We start from the raw sequence: 14,769 nt of genomic DNA on the forward strand, positions 1-14,769 counted from the left end.
TTTATGCGGAGAAAGGAAACAAAATGAAATTTATTCACGCCGCGGATTTACATTTAGACAGTCCTTTTCAGGGCTTACATAACGAATCTCTGCCAACACCTTTGTGGGAACAGATCCGCCAATCAACGTTTACCTCTTTTCAAAGAATTGTTGACGGTGCGATTGATCAAAATGTGGACTTCGTCTTGCTGGCGGGGGATCTTTTTGATCGTCAAGAACACAGTGTTTCTGCACGAGTTTTTTTAATTCAACAGTTACAAAGATTGGCGGACGCAAAGATCCCGGTCTTGATTATTTTTGGCAATCATGATTATTACAGTGGCGACATAAAGCAACTAGGCTATCCGGACAACACCACCGTTTTCGGCAATCAAGTTGAAACCAAAAAGATTCAGCTAACAAATGGCCAGGTTGTTGCCATTACGGGATTTAGCTTTCAAAATCAGTGGGTTAATGAACCCATGATCAATGATTATCCGAATGCGGTGGCCGCTGATTGGAATATCGGCATGCTCCATGGTAGCTTGGCGGGATTGGACTCACCTGAAGCCAACTATGCACCGTTTACGCTGAAACAACTTCAATCGAAAAATTACGATTATTGGGCGTTGGGACACATTCACAAACGCCAATCACTTGACGATAAGGGATTAATTAACTATTCAGGCAATACTCAGGGCAGACATATTAATGAAACTGGGGAAAAAGGTTACTTGCTGGTTCAAAGCACTGGACACGAATTGACAACTGCCTTTCAGCCGACTTCACCAATTGTTTGGGAAGTTGTTGCGATGAAAATCACTGATAAATCGGTTGATAATTTGGCGAATTCAATTATGAATGCCCTTTCCAAACAACATTATTCGAAGCTACATTTCATCAGAATTCGGTTGACTGCCGATCAAGCAATTCCCGATACAATTTTGGAATCGTTGGCTAGTGGAGACTTATTAACGGCCGTTCAACAAATGAACACAGGCAGTTGGCAACAGTTAAATACGTGGGTGACCTCAATTAAGGCAGCTGCTGGATCTCAAAGAATTATCAGTAGTCTTGACCAATCTTTTTTTGACGAGGCTAAGCAGCAAACTCTCACTCCTGAGCAACTTGATCGACTAACCCAACAGAGCCTGGATAAGTATCCGTTCATCAAGGCTGACTTAGCCACTCGTGATAGCCAACAGGATATTTTTGAGCAGACAACTGCTATTTTACAGCGTCATGTCAGTGGTCCCGAGGATGAGGAGGCCAGTCAGAAGTGATTATTAAAGAGTTAATGATATACGGATACGGAAAGTGGGTCGATCAGCACTTTTCCTTCGCCACCCCTTTACAAGCCATTTATGGGCCGAATGAAGCCGGTAAGAGTACGATCATAGATTTTATCGAATCGATGTTCTTCGGCTTTCAAAACAAAAAGCAGGCCGTTCATGGGCAATTTTATCCAAAGACGTCTAAAGCATACGGCGGCGAGCTCATTTTTGAACAGGATCATCAAAAGTATAAGTTGGTAAGAATAGATGGGCCGAAGGGCGGCAACGTCAAATTCTATGATATTGATCACGATATTGAACTCCCATCGACCGATTTTGAAGCGCTCCTGTCACCAATTGACCGACAATCGTATAATCAACTATTTTATTTTGGCGATTTCGATAAAAAAGAATTTTATAAAACTGACGAAACCGATTTAGGATTGCGGATTCAGCGGATTGGGGTGACAGATGCCGACAAATGGGCTGGACTCCAAAAAGAACTGGTAAAAATCGCTGATGAATTATATAAGCCCCGAGGTCGAAAGCAGCAGATCAATGTCAAGCTGAAAGACTACCATGAGCTCGAACAAAAAGTTCAAGATGCCAAAAAAGCTTATCCAGCGTACTTGAACCTTCAAAGTCAATTAAACGATGTCAAGGCCGACTACGCTCATCAGCAGACCGAGCTACTACAACTACAAAGACATATTCAAGCAGATCGGCAACTCGAGAGCTACTTGCCTTTAATTCGAGAGCAGAGCGAGTTGGCAAAGATCAGCAAAAATGACTTGCTAACCGGATTTGACGATTCCGACAAAGCAATTCTGGATCGTTATCGCGCCAATATCACGTCGGCTATTTCTCAGGTTAAAGATAATCAAAAACAAGTTGATGAGATCAAAAAAGCTTCCTGTGAGACTCCGGCACAACATTTCTATGAGGAAAATCAATTTCAAATTGATGCATTGATGGGTGATTTGGCTGGTCAACGAAATGTTGCCTCGCGTATTCAATTGATGACCAGTCAACGTGACAAGACTCAAGAGAAGTTATTACAGCTAAAGGCGAGTCTTCCTAAGAATGAGGCCGGGGAGTTACCATTACCATTTCCCGATGATCAAATTAACCACATTAATGAGTTGCTCAGACAGCAGGGAAACCTCAAAGATCAACTTAGAAATGGTGAAAGTCGAACGACTCGTCGACCAAAGCCGGCGAAAAAATCTTTGACGCCTTACTATGTACTCGCTGGTATCATTGCATTAGTGGCGATTCTGGTAAGCCAGCATACCGTCATCAGCATTATTGGGTATTTAGTGGCACTTGGCATTCTTGGGTGGGGATTCACCCAACAACGAAATCAATCACAGAATCAGTTCTCGAGCCAACCCACTACTGATCAACAAGCCCTCAATCGGCAATTAGCTGTTATTCAAAATCAGCTGCAACAAATTTCAGCCGATTACCGACTAACTGGAATTGAGGAAGCCAAATGGCTGTCAATCCAATCCGCACTCCATCAACTTGATGACTTACAACACTCTTTGATCGAAAATAATCATCAGCTTGAAGTTGAGCAAAAAAAGTATGGACACTATCTTGACCAGTGGGAATTTGCGCGAGATTGGATTCATTTCGATCCCGATGCATATACGCACAATCTCGACTTGCTCGAACAAACGGTTAATCATTGGCAACAACAATTTGCTGAATTTCGGCAAAAACAAAAGAACTTAGTTATTTTTCAAAACTTAGTTGATCAAACGAACGCTAAGTTGACCCAAGCAAAGAAGCAGATAACCGATTTTCTGACCCAACGAGCCGTTCATTCTGAAGAGGAATTTAAGCGAATCCTTGCCCAGCAAAAACAATTACGTGAAAAGTTACGACGAAAAGCTGAACTTGATGAGCAACTTGAAGGATCTAACATTAATATTCCAAATGATTTGGATGAATCAAAGTTAAAGACTAAACTTGATCAAGAACGGCAACGACTTGACGACCTTCAAAAGTCCGTCAATAATGTGAGTGAACAGAAGGCTGAATTGAATGTTCAACTCACTCATTTGGTGGAAAGTGGGCATTATTTCGGCCTGAGACAACAATTGGCTAATTTGGAAACTGACATCTTGGATGATGTTCATCGTTATTTGGCGTTGCAATTATCAACCAGATGGATTCAAAATGTGTTAAACATTGCGACAAAGGGCAGGGTGCCTAAGATTCTTAAATTGGCCAAACAATATTTTGCGACGCTAACCGATCATCAATACAAAAACATTCTATTTGAGAATGAGATCAGCGTTGTCAGAAAAGACGATGTTGCCTTCACAGTCAATGAATTATCAAAAGGAACTTTGGAACAGTTATATCTTGCACTCATCTTATCGATGACAGTCGGGTTTAGCGACCAATACCCGTTGCCAATCATGATTGATGATGGTTTTGTCAACTTTGATAAAACTCGAAGACAGGCCGCCTTTGCGATTCTTAAGCAAGTCAGCCAGAAAACGCAAGTACTGTACTTTACTGCTAATGATGAAATTCGAAATCAGGGGTTTAAAGTATTGGATTTAAGTCAATTTTAGGAGGTGCATCATGGCAAAACAATTAATGGATTTAAAATTGGATGAAGAATTCGAATTATATGTACTGTTGAAGGAAGCCAAAAAACGAGTCGCCAAAAACGGGAAAAACTTCATCTCGTTAGTTTTTCAGGATCCTTCAGGTCAGCTGCCAGGCAAGTACTGGGATGCATCCGATCAGGATATCCAGCAGTTTTCCCAAGGACGCGTTGTCTTGCTCAAGGGGAAGCGGGAAAATTATATGAATGCTCCACAGGTGAGAATTATGGCGATGCGCTTGGCAAGGGATGATGAGCCTCATGATCCGCTTGCGTTTGTCAAACGAGCGCCGATGAGTCGATCACAGATGGAGGATATCATTAACCAAACAATTTTTGAGATCACCAACGCTACTTATAATCGCGTTGTCAGAGCGCTGATTTCGAAACATGCTGATGCATTCTTTACATTTCCGGCTGCTAAATCGAATCACCATGATTTCGCTGGTGGATTGGCTTTTCATACTATTTCGATTCTGCGTTTGGCCCATTCAGTCGTGAACCAATATAATGAAATTGATGCGCCGTTATTATATGCCGGGGCAATTCTTCACGACTTGGGCAAAACAATTGAGTTGTCCGGTCCTGTGGCTACTGAATATACTTTGGCAGGGAACTTGCTTGGTCATCTGAGCATTATGGATGCCGAAATTGTAGAGGCCGCCGATAAATTAGGAATTAGTAAGGACTCACAGGATCTGATTTTATTAAGGCATATGATATTGGCGCACCATGGTCTTCTCGAATATGGATCACCAGAACGTCCGCAAATATTAGAAGCCGAGATTTTGCATCACCTGGATGAGCTTGATGCAACCATTATGATGATTCAAGGTGCTCTTAAGAATGTCAATCCCGGAGACTATACGGACCGAATCTTTGGCTTGGATAATCGGCGTTTTTACAAGCCTAAACCAACTATTGAAACTGGGAAAAATCCTAGTGGCCCATCACAAAGCCAGTTATTTTAGGTGGGTGATCGGCAAATTTAGAAATAAAAAAAGATTGAATCCTGATTTTGAGAATTCAATCTTTTTTGATAGATTATAAAGAATTACTTCTTCTTTGAGTTTGATGAGAGGTAATCAGACAAGACATTTTGAAGGTCTTTATCTTGGATAGTAACGTTACCCTTCTTCAAAACTTTAGAAACAACTGAATGCAAGGTATTGCTATCAGCCATCTTCTTATCAACGATCTGGCTCTTTAATTCACTTTCGTGGTCTTTGTAATTACCCTTGGCTGGGTGGTTAACCATTTGAATCACTTGGTAACCATATTGAGTCTTAACAGGGGTCTTCGTGTATTCACCATTCTTTAAGTTAAAGGCAGCTTTCTTGAAGTTGGCGTCAAGTGAAGTGTTAGTGTTGTCAAATGCGGCAATTCGGCCACCTTTGTTCTTAGTAGCAGTATCAGTTGAGTACTTCTTAGCCAAGCTTGAGAAGCTCTTGCCAGCCTTGAGTTGCTTGATAACGGTCTCGGCAGTTGATTTCTTTGATACCAAGATTTGGTTAACAGTTACTTTTGGTTGATATGACTTGAACTGGTCTTTAAGTTGAGCGTCAGTAATTTTAACGTTATCCTTAACGGCTGCTTTCAATAAGAGATTTGAACGGATCGAATCTTTTAATTGTGAAGCGGTCATGCCGTTTTGTTGGAGAACAGCGTTAAATGATGAGCCATATTGCTTCTTGTATTTGTTGAACTCACTATTAACTTCTGACTTCTTAACTTTGTCGCCGTATTGCTTCTCCAGAACTTTGTTCAAGATCATTTGTTGCAATACTTGTTTACCACTTGAAGTACTCTTTAAGCTGCTATAATAGGCACTTTCCGTGATTTTACCACCGTCAGTAGTTGCAACAGATTTACTGCCACACGCTGCAAGAGTAAAACTCATAAGTACACCGGCTAAAACAATTAGCCACTTTTTCATACAAAAACACATCCATTTCTACAATAGTATTCGTTTGTAAAGCAAACGTTCCAGATAATAATAACATAATATTTGGAATATTTATAACCTGTCCCTGAATTTAAACAAATGTTCATAATTAGCTTAAGTTGGTTAAGGCTTCTTGGTAAGGTTTGAACTATATTTGGTAATCTCTTCGATCCGCGGCTGGATTTGGAAGAGCGCATCATCTACATCTCGCTGAATTGAATTAATTGCCTTTGTGAGTTCAGGTAGTTGTTCTTTAAAAGTTGCAAAAGATTTCTTGAAATCTTCATAAGAATTTTTCCATTCATCCGCTGCCGCTTTTTTGGTCATGATTGATTCCTTAGTCTTACTAACGAATTCAGCAGGCGTTTCCTTTCGAGAATAGAGGTAGGCGCCAGCTACAAATACCGACGCCCCGGCAATCTTAAAAAATGTTTTCATCCTAATCACCCATGTGTTCGACGATTGAATCTTGGATTTTTTTCAATGAATCACTGTCGTATTTGTTGGAGTTATCCTTGAAAATCATTTTAAAATCATCATCACTGCTATAACGGGGGATCAAGTGGAAGTGAGAGTGAAATACTGACTGGTAGGCAACCTGGCCATTATTGTTTAAAATATTCATACCTTTAATGTCAGGATTGGATTCTTTAACGGCCCTGGCGATTTTGGGGATTCTCGCAAACACTTGACTGGCGAGCTCTTCGTCATATTCAAAAATGTTTGGAATATGTTTTTTAGGAATGACCAACGTATGTCCAGGTGTCCCTTGGGAAATATCCAAGAAAGCTTTGACAATATCGTCTTCGTACACGGTGTAGCTCGGTATTTCGTTACGAACAATCTTACAAAAAATACAATCTTTCATAAAAACAAACCTTCTTTCTGCTGATAATACTGATATTATAACATTAATGTCGGCTTGGACTCATTCATGGAATTTCTTTCTATGGTATAATCGTTTCTGTAAATTTATGACGAATGTGGAGTGAAAAGATGACTTTAAAAGTTTCCAACTTGGTTGGTGGATATTCACAAGTTCCCGTTTTAAAAGACGTCAGTTTTGACGTTAAAGACGGCGAGCTGGTTGGCTTGATCGGCCTGAATGGGGCAGGAAAGTCAACCACAATCAATCATATTATTGGCCTTTTGACACCATTTAAAGGGTCGGTCAAAATTAATGGCATCACATTAGATGAGGATGTCAAAAAGTATAAACAACAAATTGCCTATATTCCTGAGGCGCCAATTGTCTATAAAGAATTGACTTTAAAAGAACATTTAGAAATGACGATGCTGGCTTACAATCTGGACCAAGATGAATCTTGGCAGCGGGCACATCAATTATTAAAAATGTTTCGGTTAGATAATAAGCTTGACTGGTTCCCAGACAACTTTTCCAAAGGGATGCGCCAAAAAGTCATGATTGTTTGTGCCTTTTTGACAAATGCCAAACTGTTTATCATTGATGAACCATTTTTGGGGCTCGATCCGCTGGCAGTCAACGACCTGCTGAATCTGATTTCGGACCGCAAGAAGCAGGGGGCCAGCATTTTAATGTCGACACACGTCTTGGATACAGCTCAGCGATACTGTGACCGTTTCGTACTTTTACATGATGGCAAAGTTCGCACTGAAGGCACAATTGAACAATTGCGGCAATTGTTCCCTGAAGCCGGTGATTCATTGAATGACATTTATCTGACCCTTGCGAGGGAGGGCGAGCAGTCATGAATCAATTATTTAAACGACGGCTCGTTGACCATCTAAAAGAAATGATGAAATATCTGCGATTGGTGTTTAATGACTACTTCGTCTTGGCGTTGTTATTTGTCATTGGTGGATTGGGTTATTATTACTCTAATGCCCTCAAACAGCTCCACGCAGGTCTGTGGTGGGCACCAGTGGTCATTATTGGTATTTTGCTAGTCAGCCTGCAGCTTGGCCGATTTGCGACTCTGGTTCAAGCGCCCGACTATGTTTTTTTACTGCCTCGAGAATCTGAAATGGTCAATTATCTTAAGCGGGGATTTAATTATAGCCTCGGATTAGCTTGGCTCATTCAGGTGCTGATTTGGTTCCTGCTGTTGCCGTTCATCCAGGTGACAACTCAAGCTAGTGGTGTGAATCTTATCTCATTACTAGCAATCTTGATTTTTTTAAAAACCACTTGGCTTAATACTGACTTCGCCAGGAAATATCGAATTAAACACACGTGGTTGCTGAGAGATAACCGATTACTTTGGCGATTGATCATTCCAGGGCTTCTTTTGGTTAACGCTGTTTACTTCAGTTATTTGTTTTCATTGATCGTATCAGTTTTGATTACCGTTGATAGTTTGCTTCGACGACCATCATGGACGACTCATTCAATTGATTGGAAAACCATGATTGACGACGAAAATAGTCGGATGCACACGGTGTACCAATTTTTTAACCTGTTTACAGATGTGCCGGCAATTTCTGGGTCAGTTAAACGGCGTCGATATCTCGATGGGTTATTACGGCGTACTAAGTTAATTCCTAAGAATACTTATCTTTATTTGTATTCTCACGGGATTGCCCGCGATAATGAGATGAGTGGGCTCTATGTTCGTTTGTTAGTGATTGGCACTTTATTTTTGGTGTTTATTCAGGGTGAAGCCTTGCCAATCGCACTGTGCTTGTTATTTGTCTATTTAATTGGGTTCCAAATGATCCCATTCTACTTTCATTTTGATGACAATGCCTTTGTTCACATTTACCCGGTCACCCATCAAAATCAAATGAAGAGTTTTCAACGAGTCCTGTTAATCATGCTGGGATCGGTTGCTGTTGTTTTTGGCATTGCCGTGATCGCCATCAACTATAATAACCCCATCACGATTATCGGGGTGGTTGCCGGTGAGTTGATCGAAATTTGGGCATTTATTTATATTTACCTACCTAGAAGAATCGCTCGCAGTCAAAGAAATCGGGCTTAATGATCATTGAAAGCCAATATAGGACACTATTCCATCTTTTGAAAGTACCTCATATCCTGCCAATTTTTTAGCTTGCCAGGTAAACTTGCGACAGATAGCTGATAGGATTCTATCTACGCAAATATCGCAACCATTCCAAGTTCGAATGATTGCGATATTCGTTTAGATTCTGGAATCAACATATTTGTTGTTTCACTTTTATTACCGAATGTTAGGAGAATTTTATGCGTGTAAGAAATAAGCCATGGGCTGATAAATATATCAAGGATCACGAAGCTTATATCGTGGTCGATCCTCAAAAATGGTTAGGAAAGTGGCAATCCCGCTTTGAGAAGCAACAGCCATTAAATGTTGAGGTTGGGACCGGAAAGGGTCGATTTATTATTGAAATGGCCAAAGCGCATCCGGATGTTAATTATATCGGAGTTGAACTTCAAAAATCGGTCATTGCCACGGCTTTAAGAACTTTTATGGATGAACCCGTTCCCAATCTCCAATTTGTATTAACCGATGGTGCTAATCTAGACGAGATTTTCTTAGAGAACGAAATTAAAAAGATCTTTTTAAACTTCTCAGATCCATGGCCCAAGAAACGCCATGCCAAGCGACGATTGACGTCTCCTGGATTTTTAAAAACCTATCAGCACGTTTTGGATGCCGATGGGGACATCGAGTTCAAAACCGATAATCGAGGATTATTCGAATACACGCTGATCACAATGAATAATTTTCCACTCAAATTTGATTACGTGTCGTTAGATTTGCATCATTCACCAGAAGCCGTTGACAACATTGAAACCGAGTATGAGCAAAAATTTAGTCCGAAGGGGCCAATTTATAAGTTGGTCGCACATTTTATGGCCTAGTTGTTTCATAACGAATGATCTTACCGGTTTGGCTGTCTGCCCAAAAGGCTTGAACTTCTAAATTTCCGTTGTTATCCTGATAGTTAAAGCCAAAGTGAAAGCGGGATGGGTCGGCGCTGGTTTCTGGCAAAATGCGCCAACTGCCAATGTAGGTGACACCCTGTAAGGGATAGGCGGTTTTAGCACGCTGAACGATTTTCTCCAGAAATGCACTTCTGTTCTGAGCAATTCTATATTCAATGTATGATCCAATGGCCAATCCTGTTAGCGTTAGGCCATAAAGAAGTGGTTGTTTTTTCATAATGTACCCCTTTTTTCTGATTATTAAGTATACTGTAATATATGAGTGAGCTTTGAGCAAATTAAGCAAAGAATTTACCTGTTTGCGCTATACTTTAGTTCGTAACAAGAAAGGACGATTTATAATGAAAGATTTGCCAAAAACCGATTTACAATCCTTGAACCAACAGCTTAGTGATGGTCGTTACATGCTGTTCTTTACCGCAGACTGGTGCCCAGATTGCCGTTTTATCAAACCAGTAATGCCCCAGATTGAAGCAGATTATCCTGAATATCAATTTTTAAAGGTGGATCGTGATGAAAACATCGATCTTGCTGGTGAAATGAACGTTATGGGCATTCCAAGTTTCATTGCCTATTCAGACGGTAAAGAAATTGGTCGTTTTTCAAATGGCGATCGTAAAACGAAAAAAGAGGTCGAAGATTTTATCGACTCATTAAAAATCAAGTAAGTTTGGAAGGATAAATTAATGTTAATTGCAAGTTATAACCCTAAGAGTACCGGTGACACAATGGTTGTTATCATGAATCAGGATACGCCTGACCAACAGGTGACTATCCATGACAATGTGGCTAGGATCTTTGATTCAGAAACCAACACGACGTTGGGTTACAACTTTTTAAAGACAAGTGCCATTCTTCCCGAAGTCGTTAACGATAACGGGCGGGTGGCACTTAGTCATGCTCAAATTAAAAAGCTTAACGATTATTTGGCAGCCCATGATTTCCCGGCTGATCTTCAGTTTGATGAAGAACCTAGATTTGTGGTTGGGTATGTCAAAAGTGTGGCTGATCACCCAAGATCTGATCATTTACAAATCACGAAAACAAAAGTCGATCATGATCAAGAGCTCCAAATCGTCAGCGGCTCACCAAATATGAGAGCTGATATTAAGGTTGTTGTCGCTAAAATTGGCGCCATGATGCCGGACGGACAAATTATTTGGCCCGGTGAACTTCGGGGTGTGGAAAGTGACGGCATGATTTGTTCAGGAAGAGAATTACATCTTCCTCATGCGCCTCAAGTTCCCGGAGCGCTCATTTTGCCGGATGATTATCAGGTTGGAGCACCGTTTGATTTTGATCAGGCACAGAATTTATTTAATTAGTTTGGGTGGTATATGATGACGAGCTATGATGGACCAGCTTTTTTTCGACGAAGGCCAAATAGAAAACCTGTCGTTAAAAAAGTTAAAACTGAACAACAAAATCGGCATCAGATCGCACCACGTCGACAAGTGGCACGTCCAAAGCCGATCGTTAAGCCAGAAGTGAGTCAAACTTCGGATGAGGTGCCGGCTTTCCTCAAAGAAATTAAGAATTTCAAACCCAGAAAAAAGCCAAAAAATGTTGTCCGAAAACAGCAAATTGCTAAGAACTACTTTGTGAGTCAACAAAGGCGGCAACGTCATTTATATAATGAACTAACTCAGTGGCTTCGGCTCTCGCAAGATGAACTCATCGTTTTGGCGGATAAGAAGGCCCCAACGGAGGGGAGTCAAACGACCTCTCCCTTACATATTTCAGATGATCGGTTAATCCGTCGAGCCTCGGACGCAGAAGAACAGTCACAAAAAAATAATGATCATCTACAGCAAAAAACTGAAATTTCCCCTGCAAAGCCGAGTCAAGACCGGTCAGCTTCAAAACCATCAATCCCGACCCAACCAAATCCGAAACATCAGCCTTCCCAGCGGCGGAATTTTGATGCCCATCACGGGTTGGGGCAGTCTTTGGCAACAATTGTTAATAAAGAACAAGCCAATCCGAGGAAATTGGCCCTTTTTAGTGACGACATTAAGACCCAGGGACATCCTGCTGGTTTCCATAAGTCGAAGGTTCCAGCAACACCGGTAACCAAGCCGGCTGTTCAACCAGTCACTTCAGAGCATCAGCCTGATACCCAAGGGATAGAGCAACGGTCAGGGTACAAATTCCCGTCCACCTCTTTATTGGCGTTACCAAAGGATGATCAGGATGATTCGATTGATACGTGGATTGAGCATCAGATAGATGTCCTGGATAAAACGTTTAGTGCTTTTAAAGTAGTTGCCGAAGTGGTTGATTGGACAAATGGTCCGACCGTCACCCAGTTCCAAGTTAAGCTTGCCCTTGGCGTGAAGGTGAGTCGCATTACCAACTTGAACGATGACTTAAAGCTGGCTTTGGCGGCTAAGGACATCCGGATTGAGGCACCAATTCCAGGTAAATCCACAGTTGGGATTGAAATTCCCAATCCACATCCAAGGCCGGTGCTATTGTCAGAAATTATCTCAACCGATAAGTTTAAACATGCGCGGTCACCTTTAACCACCGCTTTGGGAGTTGATCTGGCAGGGATGCCAAGATTGACAGATATTCGAAAGATGCCACACGGTTTGATTGCCGGAGCGACTGGATCAGGGAAAAGTGTTTTCATTAATAGCCTGCTCATTTCGCTATTGTATAAAGCAACTCCAGCAGAATTGAAATTATTATTAATCGATCCGAAGGCAGTTGAACTTGCACCCTATGACGGGATTCCTCATCTACTTTCACCGGTCATTTCAGATCCTCAAAGTGCGGCGGCTGCCTTAAAGTGGGTTACGAAGGAAATGGACGAGCGTTATGAAAAGTTGTCCGCTGGCGGTGTTCGCAATATTGAACAATTTAATGCAAAGGCAGAAAAAGCAGGGGAGTATGGCCTTAAGATGCCATACATTCTTGTCATCATTGATGAGCTGGCAGACTTAATGATGGTTGCTTCGAGCGAAGTGGAAGATGCCATTGTTCGAATTACTCAGAAAGCCCGGGCTGCGGGTATTCATTTGATCGTTGCAACTCAACGGCCAAGTGTCGACATCGTGACCGGAACCATTAAAAATAATATTCCCAGTCGAATTGCTTTCATGGTTTCCAGTCAAGTTGATTCCCGAACAATTTTGGATTCGACTGGTGCTGAACGCTTGCTTGGCCGTGGTGATATGCTTTATTTGGGTAGTGGAGCCAATACACCAATCAGACTTCAGGGCGCCTTCGTGACGAATCAAGAATTAAATGGTGTCATTGATGCAGTTCGGCAGCAAGGTGAACCAAAATATTTATTCACACCGGAATCATTGAAACAAACCGTGTCTGACAAGAACGCTCACGATCGATTGATGCCCCAAGTCATGAAATATATTGCCCAAGAAGACACAATTTCTACATCAAAGCTTCAACGTGTATTTTCAATCGGTTATAATAGAGCTGCAAACATTATTGACGATTTGCAAACTCGCCATTTAGTTTCAGAACAGCAAGGCGCAAAACCCAGAACGGTTTATTACAAGCCCTCTGGCAACCAAGCCAGCGACGAATCACCTGACGATAATTAAAAATTTAAGATTGATGGGTAGGTTGGAATATGAATTCAAACACTGTATATCATTTTGTTGGTATTAAAGGGACTGGAATGAGTGCCATGGCCTTAATTTTGCATGACCGTGGTGACAAGGTCCAGGGCTCAGATATTGAGCAATACACGTTTACACAACGTGGTTTGGAACAGGCAGGAATCAAAATTTTGCCTTTTGATGAAAAGAACATCCACGAGGGGTTGACGGTGATTGCCGGAAACTCATTTACCGATGACCATCCAGAAATCAAAAAGGCGCGTGAAATGGGTCTAACTGTTTATCGTTATCATGAATTTTTGGGTAAAATGATTCAGGGTAAAACCAGTATTGGTGTGTCTGGTGCTCATGGTAAAACCAGTACGACTGGGCTGCTTGCTCACGTTCTTTCTGGAATTGCCCCAACTGATTACTTAATTGGTGACGGCTCTGGTAAAGGGGTTCCCAATGCACGTTTCTTTGTTTATGAAGCCGATGAGTACCGTCGACATTTCTTAGCGACCCAACCGGATTACGCCATTATGACCAATATTGATTTTGATCACCCGGATTATTACAAGAGCATTGATGACGTCCAAGATGCATTTCAAACGTTTGCCAACCAGACAAAGAAAGGAATCTTTGCTTGGGGGGACGATAAACGGCTTCGTCAATTAAAGGCCAGTGTGCCAATTTATTACTACGGCTTGAATGAGACAGATGATTTTCAAGCGGTTGATGTTAAACGGACGACCAGCGGCTCAAGTTTCCATGTTTTGTATAAAGGCAAGGACTTGGGTGACTTCTCGGTTCCATTGTTTGGCGAACACAATATCTTCAATTCTTTGGCCGTTATTGCAGTGGCCTACTTTGAGGAAGTTGATCTTGGTGAAATCAAAAAAGAATTGATGACCTTCCAAGGTGTTAAACGGCGATTCTCAGAACGGAAGATTTCTGGAATGACGATCATCGATGACTATGCCCATCATCCAACTGAAATCAAAGCGACAATTGATGCTGCCCGTCAGGAATACCCAAGCAAGAAAATTGCCGTCGTATTCCAGCCTCACACGTTTAGTCGAACAATTGCCCTGATGGATGACTTTGCAAAGAGCTTGAACCTGGCAGATGAAGTATTTTTGACTTCCATTTACAGCTCTCCGCGTGAAAGTCACGGAAAAGTTTCCAGCGAGGATCTTTCCAAGAAAATTACTAAGGGCGGTCGAATTTTGTCAGTTGACAACATGTCCCCATTGCTTGATTACGATAACGACGTGGTCATCTTCATGGGTGCAGGTGACATCCAAAAGTATGAAAAATCTTACGAAGACCTATTGAGTCATTTAAGCAAGAAAATTAATTAAGGAATTCTTATAAAGCCGATATTCAAGTATTTTTACTTGATTATCGGCCTTTGTTTGGTAGAATTATGTAACGAAGAAAATAGTTATCAACTACAAAAG

The 14,769-nt window shown here is 41.4% G+C and carries 14 protein-coding genes; 10 read left to right on the top strand and 4 right to left on the bottom strand.

Going from position 1 to position 14,769, the window contains the following annotated elements; all coding sequences use genetic code 11:
- Positions 1–23 precede the first annotated feature (23 nt).
- The 3 genes from FD12_RS08335 to FD12_RS08345 are packed head-to-tail and all read left to right on the top strand — an operon-like array spanning position 24 to position 4,850.
- Positions 24–1,262 (top strand): metallophosphoesterase family protein, encoded by a 1,239-nt coding sequence (locus tag FD12_RS08335; RefSeq protein ID WP_054746724.1) that lies wholly within the window; start codon positions 24–26, stop codon positions 1,260–1,262.
- The gene (locus FD12_RS08340) at positions 1,259–3,844 is read left to right on the top strand and encodes an ATP-binding protein (protein ID WP_056982610.1); all 2,586 of its coding nucleotides are present in this window, start codon (positions 1,259–1,261) and stop codon (positions 3,842–3,844) included. Before FD12_RS08335 ends, FD12_RS08340 begins: the two co-directional genes overlap by 4 nt.
- A gap of 10 nt (positions 3,845–3,854) precedes the next feature.
- A complete protein-coding gene (locus FD12_RS08345) occupies positions 3,855–4,850 on the top strand; it encodes a 3'-5' exoribonuclease YhaM family protein (protein WP_056982612.1) in 996 nt (331 codons plus the stop codon).
- Positions 4,851–4,933: 83 nt separating this feature from the next.
- Here FD12_RS08345 and FD12_RS08350 read toward each other — a convergent pair whose 3' ends face one another.
- The 3 genes from FD12_RS08350 to FD12_RS08360 form a co-directional block, all read right to left on the bottom strand.
- Positions 4,934–5,815 (bottom strand): peptidylprolyl isomerase PrsA, encoded by an 882-nt coding sequence (locus FD12_RS08350; protein ID WP_054746699.1) that lies wholly within the window; start codon positions 5,813–5,815, stop codon positions 4,934–4,936.
- Between the two features lie 132 nt (positions 5,816–5,947).
- The gene (locus FD12_RS08355; RefSeq protein ID WP_056982614.1) at positions 5,948–6,262 is read right to left on the bottom strand and encodes a hypothetical protein; all 315 of its coding nucleotides are present in this window, start codon (positions 6,260–6,262) and stop codon (positions 5,948–5,950) included.
- A gap of 1 nt (position 6,263) precedes the next feature.
- Entirely contained in the window at positions 6,264–6,692 is a 429-nt protein-coding gene (locus FD12_RS08360; protein WP_056982616.1) for an HIT family protein, read from the bottom strand.
- A 128-nt stretch (positions 6,693–6,820) separates the two neighbouring features.
- On the opposite strand from FD12_RS08360, the gene FD12_RS08365 reads away from it, so the two are divergent.
- The 3 genes from FD12_RS08365 to trmB all read left to right on the top strand — a co-directional run bounded on the left by FD12_RS08365 (position 6,821) and on the right by trmB (position 9,653).
- The gene (locus tag FD12_RS08365) at positions 6,821–7,558 is read left to right on the top strand and encodes an ABC transporter ATP-binding protein (RefSeq protein ID WP_056982618.1); all 738 of its coding nucleotides are present in this window, start codon (positions 6,821–6,823) and stop codon (positions 7,556–7,558) included.
- Complete coding sequence (locus tag FD12_RS08370; protein WP_056982619.1) at positions 7,555–8,787, top strand: ABC transporter permease; 1,233 nt, start codon at positions 7,555–7,557, stop codon at positions 8,785–8,787. The genes FD12_RS08365 and FD12_RS08370 overlap by 4 nt, the downstream gene beginning before the upstream one ends.
- Positions 8,788–9,011: 224 nt before the next feature.
- Positions 9,012–9,653 (top strand): tRNA (guanosine(46)-N7)-methyltransferase TrmB, encoded by a 642-nt coding sequence (trmB, locus tag FD12_RS08375; protein ID WP_054746697.1) that lies wholly within the window; start codon positions 9,012–9,014, stop codon positions 9,651–9,653.
- Here trmB and FD12_RS08380 read toward each other — a convergent pair.
- Positions 9,643–9,954: a hypothetical protein gene (locus FD12_RS08380; protein WP_054746696.1), complete on the bottom strand. Its 312-nt coding sequence runs from the start codon at positions 9,952–9,954 to the stop codon at positions 9,643–9,645. The genes trmB and FD12_RS08380 overlap by 11 nt on opposite strands.
- A gap of 124 nt (positions 9,955–10,078) precedes the next feature.
- Between FD12_RS08380 and FD12_RS08385 the strand changes: the two genes are divergently transcribed.
- Genes FD12_RS08385 through murC form a run of 4 tightly spaced genes read left to right on the top strand, consistent with a single transcriptional unit; the run spans position 10,079 to position 14,670 of the window.
- The gene (locus tag FD12_RS08385) at positions 10,079–10,405 is read left to right on the top strand and encodes a thioredoxin family protein (protein ID WP_054746695.1); all 327 of its coding nucleotides are present in this window, start codon (positions 10,079–10,081) and stop codon (positions 10,403–10,405) included.
- 18 nt (positions 10,406–10,423) lie between these two features.
- Complete coding sequence (gene ytpR / locus FD12_RS08390; RefSeq protein WP_054746694.1) at positions 10,424–11,062, top strand: YtpR family tRNA-binding protein; 639 nt, start codon at positions 10,424–10,426, stop codon at positions 11,060–11,062.
- Positions 11,063–11,077: 15 nt separating this feature from the next.
- A complete protein-coding gene (locus FD12_RS08395) occupies positions 11,078–13,309 on the top strand; it encodes a DNA translocase FtsK (protein ID WP_056982622.1) in 2,232 nt (743 codons plus the stop codon).
- Positions 13,310–13,338: 29 nt separating this feature from the next.
- A complete protein-coding gene (murC, locus tag FD12_RS08400) occupies positions 13,339–14,670 on the top strand; it encodes a UDP-N-acetylmuramate--L-alanine ligase (protein ID WP_056982624.1) in 1,332 nt (443 codons plus the stop codon).
- Positions 14,671–14,769: the final 99 nt, after the last annotated feature.

Source organism: Lentilactobacillus rapi DSM 19907 = JCM 15042 (assembly GCF_001436255.1).
Taxonomy (GTDB): domain Bacteria; phylum Bacillota; class Bacilli; order Lactobacillales; family Lactobacillaceae; genus Lentilactobacillus; species Lentilactobacillus rapi.

Coding starts and splice junctions, on each gene's coding strand:
- FD12_RS08335 (WP_054746724.1), top strand. CDS start 24: ATGAAATTTATTCACGCCGCGGATTTACATTTAGACAGTCCTTTTCAG.
- FD12_RS08345 (WP_056982612.1), top strand. CDS start 3,855: ATGGCAAAACAATTAATGGATTTAAAATTGGATGAAGAATTCGAATTA.
- FD12_RS08350 (WP_054746699.1), bottom strand. CDS start 5,815: ATGAAAAAGTGGCTAATTGTTTTAGCCGGTGTACTTATGAGTTTTACT.
- FD12_RS08355 (WP_056982614.1), bottom strand. CDS start 6,262: ATGAAAACATTTTTTAAGATTGCCGGGGCGTCGGTATTTGTAGCTGGC.
- FD12_RS08360 (WP_056982616.1), bottom strand. CDS start 6,692: ATGAAAGATTGTATTTTTTGTAAGATTGTTCGTAACGAAATACCGAGC.
- FD12_RS08365 (WP_056982618.1), top strand. CDS start 6,821: ATGACTTTAAAAGTTTCCAACTTGGTTGGTGGATATTCACAAGTTCCC.
- FD12_RS08370 (WP_056982619.1), top strand. CDS start 7,555: ATGAATCAATTATTTAAACGACGGCTCGTTGACCATCTAAAAGAAATG.
- trmB (WP_054746697.1), top strand. CDS start 9,012: ATGCGTGTAAGAAATAAGCCATGGGCTGATAAATATATCAAGGATCAC.
- FD12_RS08380 (WP_054746696.1), bottom strand. CDS start 9,954: ATGAAAAAACAACCACTTCTTTATGGCCTAACGCTAACAGGATTGGCC.
- FD12_RS08385 (WP_054746695.1), top strand. CDS start 10,079: ATGAAAGATTTGCCAAAAACCGATTTACAATCCTTGAACCAACAGCTT.
- ytpR (WP_054746694.1), top strand. CDS start 10,424: ATGTTAATTGCAAGTTATAACCCTAAGAGTACCGGTGACACAATGGTT.
- FD12_RS08395 (WP_056982622.1), top strand. CDS start 11,078: ATGACGAGCTATGATGGACCAGCTTTTTTTCGACGAAGGCCAAATAGA.
- murC (WP_056982624.1), top strand. CDS start 13,339: ATGAATTCAAACACTGTATATCATTTTGTTGGTATTAAAGGGACTGGA.